Raw genomic sequence first — 18,578 nt, forward strand, 5'->3', positions numbered from 1 at the left:
GTAGAAGCCTGCGAGCCACTGTTACCGCCGCTGCTCATAATCAAGGGAATAAACAATGATAAAACCACCGCTTTTTCGAGCTCAATTTCGAAGTGCTGCATGGCTGTTGCCGTTAACATCTCACCTAAAAAGAGTACTATTAACCAGCCGGCACGTTTTTTTACGAGTTTCAGGATCGGAATATCAAGATAAGGTTCGTCGAGTGCTTCAGTACCCCCTATTTTGTGCATATCTTCGGTGTATTCTTCGTTGGCGATCCATAAAATATCATCAACGGTAACAATCCCCAAAAGAATATTATTTTCATCTACAACGGGTAAAGCCACCCGGTTATTCATCCTGAAGATATTGATGGCATCTTCCTGCGGATCGTTGGCTTTTAATGCGATAAAACGTTTATCGGTGAGTTCTCCGATAATGGCTTCGGGATCGGCCAATAAAACCTCACGGATACGGATATCATCTAGGAGCACACCATCTTTATTGATGACATAAACCACATCGATGGTTTCGGAATTTTTACCATAACGCCTGATATGGCCCAATACACGGGTAATAGACCACTCGGGTTTTACGGCAATGTAATCGGGGGTCATTAAACGGCCGATACTATCTTCTTTATAACCTAAGAGTGCGAGCGATTCTTTACGTTCTTCGGGCGGTAAAAGGGTGATCATTTTTTTCACCACATCGCCTTTTAATTCGCTAAAAAGTGCTGTACGGTCATCAGGTGGCAGATCTTTGATGATCTGGTTAAGTTTATTGCCCGACAGTTTTTTAATGATACGCTCCTGGGTAGGAAAATCCAGGATCCTGAATACGTTTACGGCTCTGTTGAGGGATAGGGTTTCGATAAATTTTGCTGCATATTGTGGAAGTTCATCTATCAGTTCTTCAACATCCGAAATATTCAGTTGATCGAGATATTGCTTTAACGCTTTATCATTGTCTTTTTCAAGTAGTTCCTGAATTTCTTCCACAACCATTTCTTCCATACACAAAATTTAATTTATTTACATGCCTAAACCTCTATTAACGGTTCGCAAAGGTGCATTTTTATTTCCTAAAAAGCCAACCTATGCTGCTAAAATCCGCACCTCAAACAGCCTAATTTAAAAATACAGTGGCATAAAGTCAACATTCTAAAAGCGATAATGGATGATTTAATCATTAATTAACATTAAAAACATCAGGGTAAGGCGAAACAGGTTGAAGCTTTTGTTATCGGTTAAAATTTGCTTTTAAATTTGGGAGAAATGTATTTGATTTTTCTATATTTGCAGCCCTGCTCCCGTAGTTCAATGGATAGAATTATGGTTTCCGGTACCATCGATATGAGTTCGAATCTCGTCGGGAGCACCTCACGAGACAAATCAGTTTTTACGCTGTTTGTCTCGTTTTTTATTTTATGCAACTCGCTATTAATCAGACATATTAACTCCACTCCTTCGTTTAATCTAGGTGTTCGATAAACTTTTGATTAAGTTATTTAAATCATCCTGTTTTTTATCGAAAGAATTTAGGTTTTTCTTTAAACTATATATCTTCTCTTCCAACTGTTTTTTGATGACACCATAATCTTCAGGGGATATCTGGTCATTAAATAGGAGCTCTCTTACCTTGTGTATCTTATTTGTTTAACACCTCCATTTTGGTTATCTATTAACCTACCTTAATAAGAAATCCCACTTTAAACCTTACCCAAATCTTTGCCGTTTTTATCCTGTTTCGTCGAATTAACATATTCGGAAGGAGTCATATTAAACTGTTTGGCGAAACTGCGCGAAAACTGTGTTTGCGAACTGAATCCGGTTATCGAGGCAATTTTAAGTATTTTATATTTTCCTTCGCTAAGGAGCTGGGCTGCATGTTTTAAACGTGTTACGGTAATCAGTTCGTGCGGCGAAAGGTTCGAAATGGCTTTTGTTTTGCGGTAGAGTGTTGGCCTCGACATGTTCATGGCATCGGCAAGGAAATCAACATCAAGGGCAGTATCCGACATGCGCTGCACAATCACATCATTCAGTTTGTCCAGAAAAGCCTCATCGGCTTTATTATAGGCTATACTTTTTAAGTGCACCAATGGAGATTGCGCAAAATGCGTTTTTATTTTTGCCCTAACACTCAGCAGGTTGAATATTTGTGTTAAAAGGTGGTTCGGAGAAAAAGGTTTTTCAATATAGGCATCCGCTCCGGCCTCGAGCCCTTCAATTTTGGTTTGCAGGTTGTTCTTAGCCGTTAGCAGGATAACGGGAATGTGCGCATAATCCAGATCGGCCTTTAAAGTGCGGCATAATTCCATGCCATCCATCAGCGGCATCACAATATCACTGATAATCAACTGTATGCTGCGCTCACGAAGCACATCCATCGCCGCAACACCATTTTCGACCGAAAATACCGTAAAATGTTCTTTAAGGATATTCCCTATAAAAGACCTGAGATCGGGATTATCCTCAACAATGAGAATATCGGGATGATCCGGATCGGATTTGCCTACAACGTTAGCGGTTGATTGCAGATTAACCACAGCGGGGTTGTGGTAAGCAAGCGTATATTCGTGGTTGTGCCGTTTCGGAAGCTGCAGTTCGAAATGGGTATTCTGATCGCTTTTTATCACGAGCAGCAAACGGCCATCATGGAGTTCGGCCAGCGACCGGGCCAATGAGAGCCCTATTCCGGAACCCCTTATCCCCTTTACCCCTTCCATACGGTAAAAAGGTTCAAATATTTTTTCCCTGTATTTTTCAGGGATTATGCTACCATCATTAACAAATTCGATGCAGAATGTATCTTTCTCCGATGAAACCTTTATCCCCACGGCCGAAGAGGCATATTTTAAGGCATTATCGAGCAGGTTGCTGATAATTTTATTCAGTGCCTCTGCATCGGCATAAACGAAAAGTCCGTTTTTTTCCAGCTCAAGGTTAAAGGAGATCTTTTTTTCTTCAATAAGCGGTTGGAAACGTGTGCAGATCTGCTTAACCAATCCATTTACATCAAGTTTAACAAAACTCAGGTTAAATCCTTCCTGCTCAGTTTTCCGGAAATCGAGCAGCTGATTACAAAGTTCGAGCAATCTTTGGGTATTCTGCTGCATTACCTGCAGGCTCGAATTTATGCTGGTATCTTCAGCGGTAACCCTCATTACCTCTTCCAACGGGCCATTAATCAGGCTTAGTGGCGTTCTGATTTCGTGGGTTACCTGGGTAAAAAAATTGATTTTGGCATGGTACAGCTCTTTTTCGTTTTCCACTTCCCAACGCTCTATCTTTCTCTGATAACGGAGCTGCAACCTTTTATGGTTGTATTTTACGAGTATGATTAAGGCAGTTATAATAATCAGCGCATATAAAATCAGGGCTACGGCAGAAGCCCAGATGGGTGGTAAAATAATAATTTTTAAGCGTTTTACATGATTGCCCCAGGTACGGCCATTATTGGAAGCCCTGATCAGAAACTCATATTCACCGGGCGATAGATTGGTAAAATAAACCTTTCTATTGGTTTTAAGATAAGTCCATTTATCATCAAGGCCTTTCATCATAAATGCATACTGTGTCATTCCCGGTGAGGTAAAGCCCAGGGCGGCAAAATCGATACTGAAATTAGACTGATGATGCCGTAATCTGATTTCGTCGGTAAAATCAATTGGCTTTTTTAAAGGCGAATTTTCCTGCCCTACTTCCAGTTCTACATTATCCACCTGAAAACCTGTTACAAATATTTTTGATACAAATCGGTTTTCGCTGAAAGATTCGGGATGGAAAGCGATCATCCCCTTTAAACTTCCAAAATACATCTGCCCAGTTTTATCCTTATAGGCCGAATTGTAATTAAACTGATCGCCCAGTAGGCCATTCGCCCTGGTATAGGTAATGATTTTTCCGTTCGAGGAATCGAACAGCACCAGCCCTTTCGAAGTACTGATCCAGAGATTCCTGTTATTATCCTCCAGCACTTTATAAAAAATATTCGAGGGAAAACCATCAGCTGTTGTATAACGTTTAAAAGTTTTTGCCCCTTTTTTTAAAACACAGAGGCCATCTTCGGTAGTTATCCAAAGGTTGTGGCTCGAATCTTCGAAAAGTCCGTTAACCTCATTACTGCTCAAACTATGGCTATCGTGTTCGCTGAACATGAAATTTCCCGACTGATTGTTTTTACGGTTATAAAACCAAAGTCCATCACGTAATGTACCTGCCCAGATAATACCTTCACTATCCTCTAAAAGAACCGAATAGTGCTTGTTACCCGGAAATTCGTTCAATAAGATAAAATCATCACTTTTTTCGCGATAAGCATATAAACCTGTTGCTGTACCCACAAACAGTTCATCGTTGCTGTTAACCAGCATGCTTTCGATAAAATTGCTTTTAAACTGGTTTGGCGCGGGGCCCGCCTTGTATTTTTTAATGATCTCTCCGGTATTGATGTCCATCACATCTAATCCCTGTTCAAAAGTGCCGATCCAAATCCTGTTACGGTATACCGCAAGTCCATGGATATTCGAATTTGAAACACCTTTTCCGTTATCCTGTGGAATAAAATTCGTAAAAACGCCGGTTTTCGGATTGAATTTATTGAGTCCTTCATCTTCCGTACCAATCCAGAGGTTTCCGGCTTTATCCTGTTGTATTTCGCGTACAGCATAGCCTTTTAACTCGTTGGTGGCTGCCCCAGGATAAAATTTGGTAAAAGAAGTATATTGTTTTGGATAATAGTTTAAACCGCCAAAATAGGTACCGCACCATATCCCCCCTTCCCTGTCGCGGGTAATGGTATATACCGCATTATCCGATAAGGTATAATTGTCATTTACCCGGTGGTGGAGAAGCTTATATTGTTTGGTCAACATATTATAAATGAATACGCCAGACTCGGTTGCAATCCAGTATTCGCCGGCACCGCTTTTCAAAAAATCGCGTGCAAAAATATTTGTCCCATCCTGGTTGCGCATGGGTAGCGATGTGGTATGGTGATCATCCATGCCGAAAAGTTTTACGCCATCACTCGAAGTTCCAACCAAAAGGTGACCATCTCCGGTATAGTATATTTTTTCGATCCATTTTGATGATACGATGTGGTTATCATTAAAAACCGTATACACATTAAATCTGTCGCTATCCAAACCATATTGAAGCAGGTTACCCCAGGCCGTTGCAAACCATACATCCTTCCCGTTTATGATGGTTATAGTGGTTACACCCCCGTATTGCAAACCGCTAAAAGCTTTCATCTTTTTTGTGGCAGGATCGTACCTTTGGATGGTATTATTTGCAATAAACCATATTCTTCCTCTTAAATCAACTGCAAGGGCGGCTATGTCCCTGTCTTTTGTATCATCTATCAGTGTAAAATTGTCTTCATCTCTGTTGTACAGGTATAATCCGGCACGCGTTCCAATCCATAATCTACCTTTTTTGTCTTCTAAAAGCGAATGGATAAAGTTATGTCCCAGGCTTTGCTTTTTTGCGGGGTCGTGGCGGTAAATCCTGAACCTGTATCCATCAAAACGGTTCAGTCCGTTTTTTGTGCCGAACCACATAAAGCCATCGGTATCCTGCAGACTGCAGATTACTGAATTATAGGAAAGTCCTGATTCTACCTGGTAATGCCTGAAAGTATACGCCTGCCCAAAAAGCTGGTGATGTATACAGAAGAAAGTAATGCAGAGAAATATTCGGTTAAGTTGTTTGCAAAAAAACATCATTAAATATAATCCAAAAATTGAAGATTATATCCCTCCAACCCCAAAATGGCCTTTTACAGCCGATAATTGAGACATAATGAACATAAATTGAACTAAATCATCTAACCGTACCGCCTTATTTAGCACTACCGAATATAAACTTATATATATGAACAAAAAGCTTTCACAGGGAAGGGATACGAATATCCCGCCCAATTCGATCGCGAAGATCAAGGATCGAATTTTCAAAACCGTCTTCACTATGTTGTTAATCAGCTTGGCAATTGGTGTAAAGGCACAGCAAAGAATTACTGGTGTGGTAAAAGACCTCAGCGGACCATTGGCAGGTGTAGGCGTACAGGTTAAGGGCAGCCCGCTTTCTACCATTACCGATGCCAACGGAAAATTTGCCATCGAACCTGCAAAGGACCAGAAAACTGTTCTTATTTTCTCGTTTGTAGGTTATATTAAACAGGAGCTCCCTGTTACCGGCACCCAGCCACTGGTAGTTACACTGGTAGAATCTACGGCCGATCTTAACGAGGTTGTAGTAGTGGGTTATGGTACCCAGCGGAAACAGGATCTTACCGGTGCAGTATCGGTGGTAAAGGCAGAGGATGTGAAGAAACGACAGGCCACTACGGTTGCCGAATCGCTGCAGGGCCTTGCAACAGGTATAAGGGTAAGGGGCGGCGGACAGCCGGGCTCGGAAGCTCAGATACAGATACGCGGACTAAAAAACTTTTCGGGTACCAACCCGCTTTATGTAATCGATGGATTGGTAACTACTGCAAACCGCGATTTTAATCCTGCGGACATAGAATCTATCCAGATCCTTAAAGATGCATCGGCAGCCGCAATTTATGGTACACGTGCGGCTAACGGAGTAATTATCATTACCACCAAAAAAGGGGTTGAAGGGCCGACCAAAATAGATGTTTCGGCAAAAACAACCATCCAAACCATACCAAGGTATAAACTTGCCGAAACAAACGAGTTTGCAACCCTGAACAATATGGCTTATGATAATGCGAATGTTAAAAGGCAAAACCTCGACCTTACTACGAATACCGATTGGCAGGACGCTGCTTACAGAACCGGCCTGGTACAGGATTACTCGCTAAGTTTTTCGGGTGGCGGAAAAGACAATAGCTACTTTATATCAGCCGGATATTTCGACAACAAGGGGGCGGTAATCAGCACTGGTTTCGACAGGGTAAATTTCAGGGTAAACACAAAAACCACAAAAGGTATTTTCACCATTGGAGAAAACCTCGCCATTAGCAATGCCAAGGCAGATGAAATGTCGGGAAACCCAATATTAAGCGTGGTACGCCTTCTTCCAACAATACCGGTTTATAATCCGGCAAACCCGGGAGGTTACGGATATGGTGATGAGGCCCGTGCCAGAACTTTCGGAACCAACCCGGTGGCTATTGCCGATCTGGAAGACCGCACAAACGAAAACCTGCGCATCCGCGGAAATATATTTTCGGAACTGCAGCTACTTCCATCCCTTAAGTACAAAGTTAGCCTGGGTTACGAAACCAGCAGAGACCATTATTCTTACCTGAGGAAACCCGGAAACTGGACGCTTAACCAGGCTTATGATCCGGCTATTATCAACGAAAACAGGGGTGAATCATCAACCATACTCATAGAAAATACCTTATCTTTTAATAAGGATTTTGGAAAACACAAAATAAGTGCCGTTGCCGGACAGTCTTATCAGAGAGATAAATATGCCCAGATTTGGGGTACCAAAAGAAATATCCTTGCAAATCCATCGGGAGGGTATTATGATGTGTTGGATCAGGGTAACGAACCACAAACCGGAGGCTTTAAAAACAGAACCGACCTGATTTCTTACTTTGGCAGGGTTGAGTACAATTATGCAGATAAATACCTGTTAAACGGCGTAATCAGAACCGACGGGGTTTCGAGGTTTGGTAAAGACCACAAATTCGGTGTATTCCCATCAGTATCGGGCGCGTGGAGAATCAGCAAAGAAGATTTTTTTAAAGTACAATGGATTGATGACCTTAAACTCCGCGCAAACTACGGTACACTTGGAAGCAGCAACATTGGCCCTTATGATTATATTGCTTTTATCAATACTTTCCCAACAGCTGTGTTCGGCCCGGGCCAATCGGTACAGCCGGGTGCAACGCAGGTAAGGCTGGCCAACCCCGATCTGCGTTGGGAAGAAGTAACCCAGCAGAATTACGGATTGGATGCTGCTTTTCTTAAAAACAGGTTAACCATCAGTGCCGAATACTTTATTTCGCGCACCAAAGATGTGTTATTGCAATATCCTTTATTGCTTTCAACCGGAAACGATGGTGGTAACCCTTATGTAAACGGAGCTACACTGGGGAATAAGGGTTTCGAATTTACAGTAGGCTACCAGGATAACAGGGCAGCATTAAAGTATGGTGCAACAGCCAACCTCACCACTTTACGCAATAAAGTAATAGATTTAGGTTACGGTAAAAATAAAACTTTTGTAGGCAACACGGTAACAGAAATTGGCCAGCCGATTGGCATGTGGTATGTACTGCAAACCGATGGTATATTCCAGAACGCACAGGAAATTGCCAATTACAAAAATGCCGCAGGCAAAGTGATACAACCTACCGCGCAGCCGGGTGATATCCGTTTTAAAGACAACAACGGCGATGGCGAAATCACCAATTCGGATAAGGTAGTGGTAGATAGTCCATGGGCCAAATATGAGCTTGGACTGAACTTTAATGCTTCTTACAAGAATTTCACCTTCAACATGGACTGGTTCGGTTCATTCGGCTCGAAAGTTTTTAACGGACCAAGAAGTGTAACCGATTCATTTTCAGACAACAGTAATTACCGTGCAGGTATCCAGCCGTGGACACCACAAAACCCTAATACTGATGTACCAAGGGCATTTTACGGCAGCACCATCAACTCAAGGGGTGATACCGACCGTTGGTTGGAAAACGGCAGCTTTGCCCGTTTGAAATATATCGGCATATCGTACAATATTCCTGATCAATTAATTAAAAAGATCGGTTTCCGCAATGCCCAGATCAGCGTTTCGGGACAGAACCTGATTACCATTACCAAATACACCGGCCTTGATCCGGAATTCAGCAACAACAGTATTTTCGAAAAAGGCTATGATTTTGGTGCATTCCCGAATCTTCGAATGGTTTCATTCGGTTTACAGTTTGGATTTTAAAATGATGAACATGAAAAAAGCACTATTAACTCTATTAATATCAGGGGCCTTTGTAATATCGTCCTGCAAAAAAAGCCTGCTCGATCAGGACAACCCTAATACACTTACCCAGGAACAGTTCTGGAAAACCGAATCGGATGCACAAAAGGGTGTAAATGCCATTTATCACATGTTTTATCAGCCCGGCAGCTGGTCGAGGTGGATATATTTCCGCCTGGATTTAACCTCTGATGAGGGTTTTAGCAAAAGTCCGTGGATAGAACTGGCCGATTGGACCCGTTTCCAGTATGTTAACTATAATTTTTGGGAAGGCAACCAGGTGAGCTACCGCGATACCTACAAGGCCATTTTCAGGTGCAACCAGGTACTTACCTACGTACCGGATATCGCCTTTGCCGATCAGAACAGAAAAGCACAGGTACTGGCCGAAGCAAAATTTTTACGTGGCCTGTATTATTACTATGCTGCATTACTGTGGGAAAATTTCCCGATTGTAACTACGCTGCAAAGTCCTACCGATATGCCGCAGCAAAGTAGTTTGGCACAGGTTTGGGCACAGGTAGAGAAAGACTTTTCGGAAGCTGCAGCAGTTTTGCCGGCACAGTGGAACGGGAACGACATCGGAAGGCCTACAAAAGGTGCTGCATTTGCCTTTCTGGGTAAAACCTATATGCAACAAAAGAAATGGGGGGACGCAAAAACAGCTTTCGATTACCTGGTAACGGGTGCTGGTGCCAGTTTTTACGATCTTGTAGATTATAAAGACAATTTCCGTGCGGAGAACGAGAACAATAAAGAATCGGTTTTTGAAATCCAGTTTTCTGATGCGAATAAAACTGCCGAAGGTGATGGCCCGAGTTCGAACATGGGTAACAACAGGGCCCAGTTTTTTGCACCACGATCAATCGGATGGTCGGACGGACAGGCCAGAAACTGGCTGGTAGGCGAATTTAAGAAAGAGAAAACAGTTGATGGCAAAATCGATCCAAGGTTGAGATACAGTTTGTTCTATCCGGGGCTTGAGGCAGATTTTGGCGACAAAACTTATGGAAGAAGCTGGCAATGGGATGCCGATGAGGCCTGGTTCAGGAAATATTCGCGCGATTATATGCGCAGCAACGAGGATTATTTTAGCCAGGTAAATGTTAGGATGATCCGTTATTCGGATATCCTGTTAATGTATGCAGAGGCCAGCAACGAATTGGGGCAAACTGCAGCAGCCTATCAATATGTAAACAGGGTAAGGCAACGCGTTAACCTTGCACCACTGGCTACCGCTTATCCGGCCATAGGAACCGACCAGGGGCTTTTCAGGGAGCGCCTTAAAATGGAAAGGGCATTAGAGCTGTGTGGCGAAAGTGTTCGCTGGGCCGATCTTAAGCGTTGGGGCGACCTGGATACACAGGCAGGCGTAGCAAAAGTAGCACTCCGCGATCCCGATTTCAATAATTTCGTTCCTGGAAAACATATCCGTTTGCCATTGCCACAACTTGAGGTAGAGAACAACAAAAACCTTAAACAGAATCCGAACTATTAACCGATTATATACGTCAATCTGCAATGATACATCACAACACCATTAAGCTGCTTATCATCAATATATTTGCCATACTATATGGAACAAGCTGTTCGAAAGCAAAAAGCCCCGTTGTTCAACCCCCATCTCCTGTTCAGGATGAAATATCGATAAGCTGGGACCAAAATAGCCGCCGAAGGGTTTCTTCTTCAACATTAAATGCCAGATATTCGGGATACGCCAGGATAATACAGTTGGCCGATGCATCATTGCTTGGCGTATATGAAGCGGATGGCAACATCATGGCGGTAAAAAGTACCAACCGCGGCGACACCTGGTCGGAAGCAACCCTGGTAGCCCAGGGAAGTAACGGCATAAACATGACCGTTCCTGATCTCATTTTACTGAACAACAATAAGGTGCTGGCTTTTTACAATGCCAGGCCTTATGATATTTCGCCTTCACGTAGGTTTGGTATACTGGTAAAACAGAGCAGCAACGGCGGCGTTACCTGGGAGAACGAACAGCTGCTGTACCAGGCCGGTTACCAATTCGAGAATGGTTGTTGGGAACCTTCGGCAATTCAATTGCCAAATGGCGAGGTACAGCTTTATTTTGCCAACGAAGGGCCTTACACCAGCTCCAACGAACAGAATATTTCTATGCTCCGTTCCAAAGACAATGGAAGTAGCTGGACAAGTGCGCCCGAGATCATCAGTTTCAGACCGGGAAGAAGGGATGGCATGCCGGTACCGCTGCTGCTGAAAGGCGGTAAAGACATTGTGGTAGCCATAGAAGATAATGCGGTAAATACCTTTAAGCCCTACATTTTACGAAATAGCTTACAGGAAAACTGGGGACAAACAATAGGTGCAGAAAGTGCCAACCGGACTTATGCGCTTGCAGACAGGGTTGGGGATGAAATTTATGCCGGGGCACCTTATTTAAGGCAGTTACCAACAGGCGAAACCATACTCTCCTACCAGGGTACTGAAGGACGCACCAATAATCCGGATTTTGCCGATATGAAAGTGGTAATTGGCGACGATCAGGGAAAAAATTTCAAGAGCAAATCTGTTCCATTTCTAATTCCCGGTAATAAATCGTGCCTCTGGAACAGTTTAACCATACTTGATGATGGAACCGTAATTGCCATCACCAGCACCAATGCCTACTCTAATGCTACCGAAGTGTGGATGATCAAAGGAAAAGTTACCCGAAATAAAAATTAGCAACCAATACATTTTAAGATTATGCAAAAAAAACTATCGCTTTATACCCTGGCTGTAGCCTTGGGGATTTTTATGGGCTGCTCCGGGGCGAAGAAAGAAACAGCACCTGCCAGGCAAATCTGGACAGCAGAACAGGCCAATAACTGGTATAAAAACCAGCAATGGCCAATCGGTGTTAACTTTATTCCGAGCAATGCCATTAACCAGCTCGAAATGTGGCAAAAAGAAACATTCGATACCACCACGATTAACCGTGAGCTGGGCTGGGCAAATGCCCTGGGCATGAATACCGTACGTGTTTACCTGCACGATGCCCTTTACGAACAGGATTCGACAGGTTTTGCCAACCGCATCAACATTTTCCTTCAACTGGCAGATAAACAGCAGATCAAACCGCTTTTTGTACTGTTCGATTCGTGCTGGGACCCTTTTTATAAACTGGGCAAACAACGCGATCCGATCCCTTTTAAACACAACTCGGGCTGGGTACAGAGCCCTGGGCAACTTGCCCTTAAAGATTCGCTGCAATATCCCCGTTTAGAGAGATATGTGAAAGGGCTTATTGGCCGGTTTGCCAATGATAAACGTATATTGGCCTGGGATGTATGGAACGAGCCGGATAATATGACGGGACCATCATACGAGAAAATAGAAATACCAAATAAGGTAGCACTGGTACTGCCACTCCTCAAAAATGCTTTTGTTTGGGCGCGCTCGGTTAATCCCTCACAACCCCTAACCTCCGGTATATGGGTGGGCGATTGGTCTGCTCCTGAAAAGATGAAACCCATCGAAAAACTTCAGATTGAGCAGAGCGACATCATTACTTTCCACAATTACGACAGTCCGCAGGAGTTCGAGAAGAGGATAAAATGGCTTTCGAGGTATAATAAACCGCTAATTTGTACCGAATATATGGCCAGGCCGAATGGAAGTACTTTTGCAGGCTTTTTGCCCATTGCCAAAAAGTATAATGTGGGCATGATTAACTGGGGTTTTGTAGATGGTAAAACGCAAACGAAATATCCATGGGATTCGTGGACTAAAACTTATACCTCTCCTCCACCGGTTTGGTTTCACGAAATACTAAAAAATGATGGGAGTGCATACAGGGAAGATGAAAAGAAGACCATCCTATCGATGACACAAAAAAAATAAGATTCCCCTTTTTAAAGTGTTATGGTTTTATGCAGGGCACGGGTATAATGTACCCACCCTGCTTTTACCATAACCTTAAAGCCCGATCCGATATTCATTTGCCGGAAATTATTTTTACAAACGCGCTGATCAGATCAATACCTTATGCTGATCACAAGCGGTTTCCATCACTTTTGGCAGAAACCTAAGGCTACCTTTAGTGCTGCTTTAAGTAACAATGCAGCAAACTTACGCCATATGTTAACTTTATGTTTACGATATTTGGCCATAACAGTTGATCCCATAACCGAACCAATGAAAAAATTATTACTGTGTTTTTTATTCACCATTGCCATCATCAGCGTAAAAGCACAAAAAACCTACACAATAGCTTCATCAATACCCTATTATAGAGGCACCCTGGCCACAACCGACAGCACTAGAGATGCAGCCTGCGTACTGGATGTATATTACCCCGATACCGACAAAAATTTTCCGGTGGTGATCTGGTTTCACGGTGGTGGCCTTACCGGAGGCAAAAAAGAGATACCTAAAGGATTGCTCGAAAAGGGTTTTGCCGTAGTTGCAGTTGGCTACCGCCTATCGCCAAAGGTTAAAGCGCCCGCTTACATAGAGGATGCGGCAGCAGCCGTGGCATGGGTGTTCAAAAATATCCGGAAGTATGGCGGAAATCCTGACCAGGTGGTTCTGAGCGGTCATTCGGCGGGTGCTTATCTCGCATTGATGATTACGCTCGACAAATCTTACCTTCAAAAATATGATGTAGATGCAGACCGCATTGCAGAACTTGTAGCCCTTAGCGGACAAGCCATTACGCACTTCACTGTCAGACAAGAAAACGGGATAGGTAATTTGCAGCCCACCATCGATCGGTACGCACCGCTTTATTTTGTAAGGCCCAATGCCCCACAAACACTGCTGATTACGGGTGATAGAGAAATAGAACTAATGGGCAGGTACGAAGAAAACGCTTATCTGCAAAGGATGATGAAACTTACCGGGCACTCCGCATGCCGTTTACTCGAACTGCAGGGCTTTAACCATGGCACCATGGTAGAACCCGCTTTGGCCCTGCTTATTGAAGAAGTTAACAAAATAAGATCGGCAAAGCGCAGCGGACAAGCGGTACACTGACCTTTTACTAACTTTGCCTTTTCGAATCAATTAATTTCAAAATTTACAGGCAATGTTTAACGATGATCTGATTAAACAGGTTTCTTTTATAAAAGAGATCGACAAATTAAAATACATCCAGCGCAGAACTAAACTATTCAACAGCAACAGGCACGAAAATGATGCCGAACACAGCTGGCACCTGGCGATGATGACATTGGTTTTGGCAGGCCAGTCAAACAAGCCGATCGATGTGCTTAGGGTGTTGAAAATGGTTCTGATACATGATCTTGTGGAAATTGATGCCGGTGATACTTTTATCTATGATACATCGAAAAGCCACAGCAATACCGATGAAGAACGCCTGGCCGCCAAACGTATTTTTGGACTTTTGCCAAAAGCACAGACAGAAGAATTTATAGCCATTTGGGAAGAATTTGAAGAAGGAATTACGGATGACGCAAAATTTGCCCGAACAATGGACAGGTTCGAACCTTTATTGCAGAATACTTCTAATAATGGTGGTACCTGGGCCGAGTTTAATGTTGGTTACGACCAAGTTTACAACAAAAAAAAGGTTATAAATGATGGTTCTTCGTCTATCTGGGCTTATGCCGAACAGCTCATTAACGACAGTGTAGAAAAAGGCATTCTTAAAAAACAGGCAGATACCGATGGTTTAAAGTGAAATGTTGATCATTAACGCTATTCTTTATCCATTAGGTTAATCTAAAAAATGAGGACATCCATAACCATAAATGTCCTCATAAATGCTGTTGGCAATTTCCCTACCATCTATCGCATTTTGGCAATCTCTTTACGCTAATCAATAAAGGTTGCAAAATCCCCGAGCGGGAGCCTTACCTTTTTGAGTTTCGCAAATGCATCATTTTCGTGATCGCGGTAACCCAGGGCTAAAGTAACCACAGATTTAAGTCCTTTTTCGGTTAACCCAAGTAACGAATCAAATTTTGCAGCATCAAATCCTTCCATGGGTGTAGAGTCTATTTTTAGCTCAGCTGCTGCTATAAGCGCTGTTCCCAATGCGATATAAGCCTGTTTTGCTGCCCAGTTAAAATTTTCTTCATCCGATCTGCTAAGCAAACCGCCTACCAATGCCGCCTTAAAATCTGCCAAAGCCTCAACAGGCACTCCCCTTTCGCCTGCAATGTGCAACATATAGTTTTCTATCTGCCCGATGGTTATTTTTTCGAAAGCTGCAAAAACCAACAGATGCGACGACTCCGAAATCTGTGCATTAAATGAATCTTTGCCCAGCTCTTTACGGATTGATGGATTTTCGACAACAAAAACGCGGTATGGCTGCAAACCGGTTGAAGAAGCCGAAAGGTTGATGGCTTCGAGTATCCTGTTCAGATCTGCCGAAGAGATTTTGTTTTCGTTGAATTTTTTGGTGGCATAACGCCACTCCAGATTTTCTATGGTATTCATTTTCTGTTTCTTTTTTGTGATGCAAAACTCAACATTATTTGTTTACTTTTGTCACCAGGAGACAAAATGTTATAGTGACAAAAAGGTAACCATGCTTAAAATAACACCAACGCCATCACACGATTGCAAAAAAGCCATTATGGGCGTGCACGATGCCATGTATGTACTGGGCGGTAAATGGAAGATATATATCATAGCCGGTTTGCTGTTTGGCCCCAAACGGTATTCGGACCTATTAAGAGATGTTAAAGGAATTTCGGGAAAAGCGCTAAGTAGGGAACTTAAGGAAATGGAATTAAACCGCCTCGTAAAACGAACGGTAGCCAGTACCCAGCCCATTGCGGTAATTTATGAGCTGACCGAATACGGGGAATCAACAAAATCGATCATCGGCGTGCTTTCCGAATGGGGAGAAACCCACCGTGATTATATTGTGAAGGCATAATCAAGGAATTTCAGAAGTCATCTTCAAAAATCGCTATAAAAATTTCGTTAATGGTTTCGTCAGGGCACAAAACGCGACAAATCAGTCCCAAACTGTTTATCGCGTTTTTTATTTCAACCAACTACCTGTCGATCAAACACAACTTCTTTATTCAATTATGGTTTGATAGGGCAATCAGCCCCCTTAACAAACAGACAATAAGGCATTAACCTTAAGGAAACATAAAGCTGTTAATTTAGGAATACGTTTGTTTGGCAGGTTTTAAGTTCAGACCGGCAGACTAATTATTTTACCAAAAATTAGCTTATGAAACAGCAGGCAAGAACAATTCCGGGCAGATTGGTGGATTTTGATTACAGCCGGTACAGGCTACCAACATTTGTAATGCAGTTTAAGCCTGCGGTTTACCAGGATGGCGATTGCTATTATGCTGTACTTTCTTTTGAGGAAGAGCATGACATATCAGGCTTGGGAACTTCTCCAGAGGATGCGCTGATCGACTGGAACGATAAGGTATGCAACATGCTATCCTTATCAGCAAACCTGAGCAATACGTTAAAGGGCAAAAAGAAATAAAGCCCTGCAAATAAAAATATTAAGCACAATCAACACCTACCCTATGAACCAGCATACCCCAACTGGCCTGGTAACCTATCAGGAGTACTTTTTTGGCTCCAATTTTTTGGACAATTGTTATTTTGAAATCAAAAGGCCTGCCGACTGTTCTATTACAGAACTGCATTATTTTTACCTGTTGCTACGCAAGGGAAACAAGGTGTCGCCGATTGATCTTCCGTTAAAAATACTCGGTGCCGAATTTCTCGGCTTTTGTTATCAGGATAAAAAACTCGTTGGTATTTCAGCAATCAAAAAACCCAGTTTATCCTATCTGGAAAACGTGCACAGAAAAGCCGGTATCAGGAGCAGCATCAACGAACCTTTTCTCGAAGTCGGTTATTCGTATACGCTTACCCTTTTCCGTCAAAAAGGAATCAGCAGTACTTTGAAAAGGATGTTACTCCAAAAAATTACCCATTATGGTGGCATCCTGTTTTCTACCACTGCTACGCGCAGCAGCCAGCGTTTTCTTTTAAACAACGGCTTCCGCACATACGGAAATCCCTATCAGGGCATTTATGATCACAACATCGTATATTTTGAACGGAATATCCGGCTATAATTTCTATAAAAAAACCGGTCCCTGTTTTTCAACAGGAACCGGCCTGTTAATACATGGTTTTAAACAATCTTTTATACCTAAAAAGAAATCAGCCTGTTACTTCAGGTTGTTCGGTTTCGATATACCTGTTTTCCAATGTGCCATCGCTATATAGTTTAAGGATGGCATAACCTGGTGCAGTTTCCTGATAATAATAGGGCTTTGCTGATCTTTTATCACCTTTTCCCCACCAAAATCCACTCATTGCCCCATTACAATAATATTCTACGCCATTGTACCAGGCCCTATCAAGTAGATGCTGATGTCCGCTGAGGCAAACCTTAACCTTATCTTTGTGTTTGAAGAACAATTGTTTCAGTTCTTTATGATCGCCATGCTGTCCACCTTCCCAGGTACCCGTAACTGTTAATATGGGATAATGCGACATCAGCAGCACAGGTGTATTTGCAGGTAAACGTTCCAGTTCATCCTCCAGCCATTTATATTGTTCGGCATCCAGAGCTGTATTTTTATTATTGCCATCCAGAATAATAAAGTGCCAGCCTTTTTTCGAAAAACTGTAATAGCGGTTCGGGATTTTCAATCTTTTAACCACATAGTCTTTTCCGTACATCTCATCAGCGGTTGATGGTGCAGCCCACCAGATATCGTGATTACCGATACAGCTATGCACTTCATATCCTGCTATTTCTTTGATGCAGTTGTCCCATATGCCCCACTGTTCGGTTACACTTTCGCGTTTGATATCTTTGTAATCGGCCGCATGGATGCTATCTCCCCCATTCAGGAAAAAATCTATTTTTTGTTTCTTGATTTCTTTCAGCGATTTTTCAAATCTTGCAGGGGCGTCATCTCCGTTTCTGATGTGCACATCGGTAATGTGGGCGATTGTTAAAACAGGTTTACGCTCTTTATTTTTCTCTACCGGGACAGCCAGGGTAACATTTTTAAGGTCGCCAAGTACAAGGGCCGCCGTAGCCAGGGGGATCGATTTTAATAAGTTTCTTCTTTTCATGTGTTTATGTTTTTATCAAAACAACCAGGGATGAACGAAAAGCCATCCCCGGTTTTATTTTATTATTGCCAGCCAGTAGGTTGTTTAAGCTGGGGGTTAAGCAATATCTGTTGCATGGGTATAGGGAAATAATAGTATTTCGGATCAATGAACGAGCGTGGAGAACTTAAATTCTCTGGGAACATGATAAAACCCGAACTCCCATTACTCAGGTAAAAACTATTGTCGCTCAGGTAATATTTTACAAGCTTTGATTTAACATCTGCAGGAAGGCCATCGAGCGGTGTTTCCTGATTTGGGGCCTGTAAAATGGCGATATCTTCTATCCCATCGCCGGTAACATCATAAGCCCCCAATTTTGGCAGATACATGCCCTGCGTTGGTTTTTCTAACAGTTTACCCGCTTTCCATCGCAGCAGATCGGCAAACCTGAAACCCTCACAGGCCAGTTCTACGTTACGCTCGCGACGGATTTCTAATAATACACCTTTGTTTGCCCCATTAACCAACGGATACATTGCAGCTAAAACAGCATCGGGTGTGCTATTGGCCGCAGTA

14 protein-coding genes and 1 tRNA gene are annotated in these 18,578 nt (G+C 42.8%); 10 read left to right on the forward strand and 5 right to left on the reverse strand.

Translation table 11 applies throughout. The features are described 5' to 3' along the window. Positions 1 to 995 (reverse strand): magnesium transporter (gene mgtE / locus B2V92_RS15520; RefSeq protein WP_293309734.1); only part of this gene is annotated, 995 nt, incomplete at its 3' end. 292 nt (positions 996 to 1,287) lie between these two features. Here mgtE and B2V92_RS15525 point away from each other — a divergent pair. Then, positions 1,288 to 1,359 (forward strand) — tRNA-Arg (locus B2V92_RS15525). Positions 1,360 to 1,690: 331 nt separating this feature from the next. Here B2V92_RS15525 and B2V92_RS15530 read toward each other — a convergent pair. After that, complete coding sequence (locus B2V92_RS15530) at positions 1,691 to 5,713, reverse strand: hybrid sensor histidine kinase/response regulator transcription factor (protein ID WP_293309736.1); 4,023 nt, start codon at positions 5,711 to 5,713, stop codon at positions 1,691 to 1,693. 241 nt (positions 5,714 to 5,954) lie between these two features. Between B2V92_RS15530 and B2V92_RS15535 the strand changes: the two genes are divergently transcribed. From B2V92_RS15535 to B2V92_RS15560, 6 genes are all read left to right on the forward strand, one after another. Continuing rightward, positions 5,955 to 8,909, forward strand: a complete 2,955-nt coding sequence (locus B2V92_RS15535; RefSeq protein WP_293309738.1) for a SusC/RagA family TonB-linked outer membrane protein — start codon at positions 5,955 to 5,957, stop codon at positions 8,907 to 8,909. A 10-nt stretch (positions 8,910 to 8,919) separates the two neighbouring features. Continuing rightward, positions 8,920 to 10,446 (forward strand): RagB/SusD family nutrient uptake outer membrane protein, encoded by a 1,527-nt coding sequence (locus B2V92_RS15540; RefSeq protein ID WP_293309740.1) that lies wholly within the window; start codon positions 8,920 to 8,922, stop codon positions 10,444 to 10,446. A 23-nt stretch (positions 10,447 to 10,469) separates the two neighbouring features. Next, on the forward strand, positions 10,470 to 11,657 hold the full coding sequence (locus B2V92_RS15545; protein WP_293309742.1) for a sialidase family protein: 1,188 nt from the start codon (positions 10,470 to 10,472) through the stop codon (positions 11,655 to 11,657). A 21-nt stretch (positions 11,658 to 11,678) separates the two neighbouring features. Beyond that, positions 11,679 to 12,815, forward strand: a complete 1,137-nt coding sequence (locus tag B2V92_RS15550) for a cellulase family glycosylhydrolase (protein WP_293309744.1) — start codon at positions 11,679 to 11,681, stop codon at positions 12,813 to 12,815. A gap of 294 nt (positions 12,816 to 13,109) precedes the next feature. After that, on the forward strand, positions 13,110 to 13,949 hold the full coding sequence (locus B2V92_RS15555; RefSeq protein ID WP_293309746.1) for an alpha/beta hydrolase: 840 nt from the start codon (positions 13,110 to 13,112) through the stop codon (positions 13,947 to 13,949). Between the two features lie 52 nt (positions 13,950 to 14,001). Continuing rightward, on the forward strand, positions 14,002 to 14,616 hold the full coding sequence (locus B2V92_RS15560) for an HD domain-containing protein (protein WP_293309748.1): 615 nt from the start codon (positions 14,002 to 14,004) through the stop codon (positions 14,614 to 14,616). Positions 14,617 to 14,750: 134 nt separating this feature from the next. Here the strand turns inward: B2V92_RS15560 and B2V92_RS15565 are convergent, their stop codons facing one another. Beyond that, positions 14,751 to 15,380 (reverse strand): NAD(P)H-dependent oxidoreductase, encoded by a 630-nt coding sequence (locus B2V92_RS15565; RefSeq protein ID WP_293309750.1) that lies wholly within the window; start codon positions 15,378 to 15,380, stop codon positions 14,751 to 14,753. Positions 15,381 to 15,471: 91 nt separating this feature from the next. Between B2V92_RS15565 and B2V92_RS15570 the strand changes: the two genes are divergently transcribed. The 3 genes from B2V92_RS15570 (at position 15,472) to B2V92_RS15580 (ending at position 17,005) form a co-directional block, all read left to right on the forward strand. Next, positions 15,472 to 15,825: a winged helix-turn-helix transcriptional regulator gene (locus B2V92_RS15570; protein ID WP_293309752.1), complete on the forward strand. Its 354-nt coding sequence runs from the start codon at positions 15,472 to 15,474 to the stop codon at positions 15,823 to 15,825. A 306-nt stretch (positions 15,826 to 16,131) separates the two neighbouring features. Then, a complete protein-coding gene (locus B2V92_RS15575) occupies positions 16,132 to 16,401 on the forward strand; it encodes a hypothetical protein (protein ID WP_293309754.1) in 270 nt (89 codons plus the stop codon). 43 nt (positions 16,402 to 16,444) lie between these two features. Then, complete coding sequence (locus B2V92_RS15580; RefSeq protein WP_293309756.1) at positions 16,445 to 17,005, forward strand: hypothetical protein; 561 nt, start codon at positions 16,445 to 16,447, stop codon at positions 17,003 to 17,005. A gap of 88 nt (positions 17,006 to 17,093) precedes the next feature. Here B2V92_RS15580 and B2V92_RS15585 read toward each other — a convergent pair whose 3' ends face one another. Together B2V92_RS15585 and B2V92_RS15590 are read right to left on the reverse strand one after the other, a co-directional pair. Further along, positions 17,094 to 18,020 carry a metallophosphoesterase family protein gene (locus B2V92_RS15585; RefSeq protein WP_293309758.1) on the reverse strand — a complete coding sequence of 309 codons (927 nt, stop codon included), beginning with the start codon at positions 18,018 to 18,020 and terminating at the stop codon, positions 17,094 to 17,096. 62 nt (positions 18,021 to 18,082) lie between these two features. Continuing rightward, on the reverse strand, positions 18,083 to 18,578 hold a 496-nt coding region (locus B2V92_RS15590; protein ID WP_293309760.1), incomplete at its 5' end, for a RagB/SusD family nutrient uptake outer membrane protein.

Origin of the sequence: Pedobacter sp. UBA5917 (assembly GCF_002432345.1) — a bacterium.
In the GTDB taxonomy this organism is placed as follows: domain Bacteria; phylum Bacteroidota; class Bacteroidia; order Sphingobacteriales; family Sphingobacteriaceae; genus Pedobacter.